4 protein-coding genes are annotated in these 3,911 nt (G+C 75.1%); 3 read left to right on the top strand and 1 reads right to left on the bottom strand.

Annotation, left to right across the window (positions count from 1 at the left end):
* Nucleotides 1–39: 39 nt before the first annotated feature.
* Complete coding sequence (locus KBX39_RS25490) at nucleotides 40–1,494, bottom strand: serine/threonine-protein kinase (protein WP_210872887.1); 1,455 nt, start codon at nucleotides 1,492–1,494, stop codon at nucleotides 40–42.
* A gap of 178 nt (nucleotides 1,495–1,672) precedes the next feature.
* Here KBX39_RS25490 and KBX39_RS25485 point away from each other — a divergent pair, with 178 nt between their 5' ends.
* Genes KBX39_RS25485 through cutA form a run of 3 tightly spaced genes read left to right on the top strand, consistent with a single transcriptional unit; the run spans nucleotide 1,673 to nucleotide 3,904 of the window.
* On the top strand, nucleotides 1,673–2,506 hold the full coding sequence (locus KBX39_RS25485) for a patatin-like phospholipase family protein (protein WP_043328558.1): 834 nt from the start codon (nucleotides 1,673–1,675) through the stop codon (nucleotides 2,504–2,506).
* Complete coding sequence (locus tag KBX39_RS25480; RefSeq protein ID WP_064447864.1) at nucleotides 2,506–3,528, top strand: 1-acyl-sn-glycerol-3-phosphate acyltransferase; 1,023 nt, start codon at nucleotides 2,506–2,508, stop codon at nucleotides 3,526–3,528. Before KBX39_RS25485 ends, KBX39_RS25480 begins: the two co-directional genes overlap by 1 nt.
* A 55-nt stretch (nucleotides 3,529–3,583) precedes the next feature.
* A complete protein-coding gene (gene cutA, locus KBX39_RS25475; protein WP_030503202.1) occupies nucleotides 3,584–3,904 on the top strand; it encodes a divalent-cation tolerance protein CutA in 321 nt (106 codons plus the stop codon).
* The last annotated feature ends 7 nt before the right edge of the window (nucleotides 3,905–3,911 follow it).

The following is a 3,911-nucleotide window of genomic DNA, read 5'->3' as shown; positions in this document are numbered from 1 at the left end:
CACCCCGGGCGGTCGCGCCCGCGGTCGCGGGCTGACCGGTCAGGTCTGCCCGGCCACGAGTTCCGCGGCGGCCGCGTCGAGTCGCCGCGCGTACCCGGGGGTGATGCTGCCCTCGCGGCGGCGGTCGTCGAGCTTGTCGCGGAGCCGGTCCACGGCGGCGGTCACCTCGCCCTCACCGCTCGCGGCGACCGCGTTGCGCAGCAGGTGGCGCAGGTCCACCCCGACGTCCTCGCGGATCTGACCCTCCGCCCGCCCGGCCTCGATCAGCCCGTCGACCCGTTCGGCGGCGTCGGGCTGGCCGGTCGCGGGCGGACGGTTGCCGCCGGTGGCGGGCGCGCTCGACGGTGTGGCCGGCGCCGTGACGACCGGCGGCTCCGGCGCGGGCGCGACGGTGGACGGCGGCTGGACCGGCCCGGCGGTCGGCAGCACCCGGGGGTCCTCCGGCCGGTCCGGTGTCAGCGTGGGCACGAGCAGCGCGGCGGCGGCGACCACCGCCACGCCGGCCGCCGCGAGCGCGAGGACGCGCCGCCGGCTCGGCGCGGCGGCCGGGTTGCCCGGCGGGACCGGGTCCGCGGCCGGCCCGGGCGGCGGGGGAGCAGACGACGGCGGCAGCGCGGGCAGCGTCATGGTGGGCGCCAGCATGGTGGCGGCCTGCGGGTCGGCGGGCAGCATCTGGTCGCGCAGCACGGCCGCCACCCGGTGCGCGGTGGGCCGCTGTCGCGGGTCGCGGGCCAGGCAGCGCAGGCAGATCTCCGCGACCGGTCCCGGCAGCCCCGGTACGCCGTCGAGGCTGGGCTCCGGGCTCTCCGCGAGCGCGGCGCTGAGCTCCTCCCAGGTCTCCGCCGGGTACGGCGGGTGCCCGGTCAGCGTCTCGAACAGCAGCACGCCGAGCGAGTAGACGTCGGTGGCCGGCTGGGCCGGCGCCCCGTCCAGCCGTTCCGGCGCCACGTACGCGGGGGTGCCGAACGTGCCGCCATCCTCGTCGTCGTCCGGCGTCCCGACCCGGGTGGCGATGCCGAAGTCGAGCACCTTCGCCCCGGTGCCGGTCATCATCACGTTGGCCGGGGTCACGTCCCGGTGCACGATGCCGAGCCGGTGCGCGGCGGCGAGCGCCTCGGCCACCTGGGCGCCGGTCTCCACCGCCTCCGGCCAGGGCAGCGGCCCCTCGGTGAGCCGGTGTTCCAGCTCCTCACCGGCGAGCAGCTCCATCACCACGAACGAGGTGATCGAGCCGTCCGGCGCCACCGTCTCGCCGTAGTCGTGCACGGCCGTGACATGTGGATGGTCGAGCTGGGCGGCCGAGCGGGCCTCCTCGCGCACCATGTCGCGGAACCGGGCGTCGGCGGCGAGCGAGGGCGCGAGCACCTTGACCGCCACCACCCGGTCGAGCACCTCGTCGCGGGCCCGCCAGATCACCGACATGCCACCGGCGCCGATCCGGTCGATGAGCCGGTACCGACGGGCCAGCAGGCGGCCGGCCTGGAGTGTCGCCATCAGCTCGCACCTGCCTGGGCTCGGGAGCGCTATCAGGTTGCGTGAATGTGTCTTACCTGTCAACAGTCCGCGCGGCGCCGATCGCGCGGCGCGCATCCGTGATGGCTCCCGGTCACCGCCGGGACCAGCGGGGACGGTCCGCCCGGCCGGCTGTGGGCCGCGTGCCAGGATGAACGTCATGGCAGCAGGTCCGGTGGCGTTCGTGCTCGGCGGCGGGGGAGTGCTCGGCGCGGTCGAGGTGGGGATGCTGCGCGCCCTGTTCCGCGCCCGGATCAAACCCGACCTGGTGCTGGGCACCTCGATCGGCGCGGTCAACGGCGCCCTGGTCGCCGCCGACCCGACCGAGGCGGTCACCGACCGGCTGGTCCGGCTCTGGGCGTCGCCCGAGGCCAGCGAGGTGTACGGCGACTCGGTCGCCCGCCAGCTGCGCCGGTTCGCCGCCCGTACCCACCTGCACTCGCCCCGGCCGCTGTACCGCCTGCTGGAGAGCACACTGGGCGAGGACACCACCTTCGCCGACCTGGCCGTGCCGTTCCGCTGCTGCGCCGCGAACATCGAGCGCGCCGCCGAGCACTGGTTCCACAGCGGGCCGCTGGTGCCGGCCGTGCTCGCCTCCGCCTCGGTGCCCGGGCTGCTGCCCCCGACCCAGATCGACGGCCAGCACTACATCGACGGCGGCGTGGTCAACTCGATCCCGGTCGGCGAGGCGGTGCTGCTCGGCGCGAAGCAGATCTTCGTGCTCCAGGTGGGCCGGATAGAGCGTGAGCTGAGCCCGCCGCGCCGCCCCTGGGAGATCGCCCAGGTGGCGTTCGAGATCGCCCGCCGGCACCGGTTCGCGCGGGAGATGGCGGCGCTGCCCGAGGACGTGGAGGTACACGTGCTGCCCACCGGCGGGCTGGAGCCGCGCGACGACAGCCCGTGGGCGTACCGGGACACCGCGGCGGTGGGCCGGCGGATCAGTCGCGCGTACACTGCCTCCCGCCGATACCTGGACACCGCGCTGGAGCGCTGATGCCGTTGCCGCCCCGCTGGCTCCGCCGGCTGGTGCTCGCGCCCGGAGTGGTGCTGCTCGCCTTCTTCGTGGTGACCACGCTGCCGGCCTGGGCGCTGCTCGCGCTCGCCGCGTCGCCGCTGGTGCCGGGACGGCTGCGCCCGCTGCGGCTGCTCTGGTTCGGCACCGTCTACCTGGTCTGGGACGCCGCCGCGCTGCTCGCCCTGTTCCTGCTCTGGCTGGCCTCCGGCTTCGGCGTCTACAAGCGTGCGCCGGCCTTCCAGCGGGCCCACTACGTGCTCGCCGGATGGTTCCTGCGGGTGATGTTCTGGCAGGCCCGGTGGACGCTGCGGCTGAGCATCGACGTGGTCGGCACCGACCCGGACACCGCCCTGCCCGGCCGCCCCGAGCTGGTGGTCTGCCGGCACGCCGGGCCCGGTGACTCGTTCATCCTGATCCACGCGCTGGTGAACTGGTTCAACCGGGAACCCCGGATCGTGCTCAAGGAGACGCTCCAGTGGGATCCGGCCATCGACGTGCTGCTCAACCGGCTGCCCAACCGGTTCATCGCGGCCGGGCCGGACGGGCGCGACTCGGTGGTGCGGCAGATCGGGCACCTGGCCACCGGCCTGGACGACGACGACGCCTTCGTGATCTTCCCGGAGGGGGGCAACTTCACCCCGTCCCGGCGGCTGCGCGCGATCGACCGGCTCCGCGGGCTCGGGCTGGAGCGGATGGCGCGCCGCGCCGAGCGGATGCGGCACGTGCTCGCCCCGCAGCCCGGCGGGCTGCTCGCCGCGCTCGACGCCGCGCCGGACGCCGGAGTGATCTTCGTGGCGCACACCGGCCTGGACCAGATGCTCACCGTCGCCGACGTGTGGCGCGAGCTGCCGATGGACAAGCGGATCGTGATGCGGTTCTGGTCGGTGCCGCCGGAGGAGATCCCGGCCGGCGAGCAGGAACGCATCGACTGGCTGTTCGACTGGTGGGCCCGCATCGACAGGTGGATCGCGGACAACCGCAACGGCACCGTCGACGCCTGATCCGATTCCCCGCGCCTGTTCGGCGCGCCGGCCGCGCGCCGCGTAAGGTGCGCTGGTGGAGCAGATCTGCGTGGTGACGACTGTGGTGGACGCCCGCGGGGTCGCGGACGTGCTGGCGGCCGCGGCGGTCGCCGGCCGGCTGGCGGCGTGCGCCCAGGTCGGCGGCCCGGTGGACAGCACCTACTGGTGGCAGTCGGCGATCCAGACCACCGCCGAGTGGCAGGTGCGGTTCAAGACCGCGCCGGACCGGGTGGACGCGCTGGTCGACCAGCTCCGCGCCAACCACCCGTACGAGGTGCCGGAGATCCTGGTCAGCCGGGAGGACAGCGGCAACCCCGGTTACACCGCCTGGGTGCGCGAGCAGACCCGGCCCTAGGTACTCC

Source organism: Micromonospora sp. D75, assembly GCF_018070405.1.
Taxonomy (GTDB): domain Bacteria; phylum Actinomycetota; class Actinomycetes; order Mycobacteriales; family Micromonosporaceae; genus Micromonospora; species Micromonospora chalcea.
This window is presented reverse-complemented; position numbering and strand designations above follow the sequence as displayed.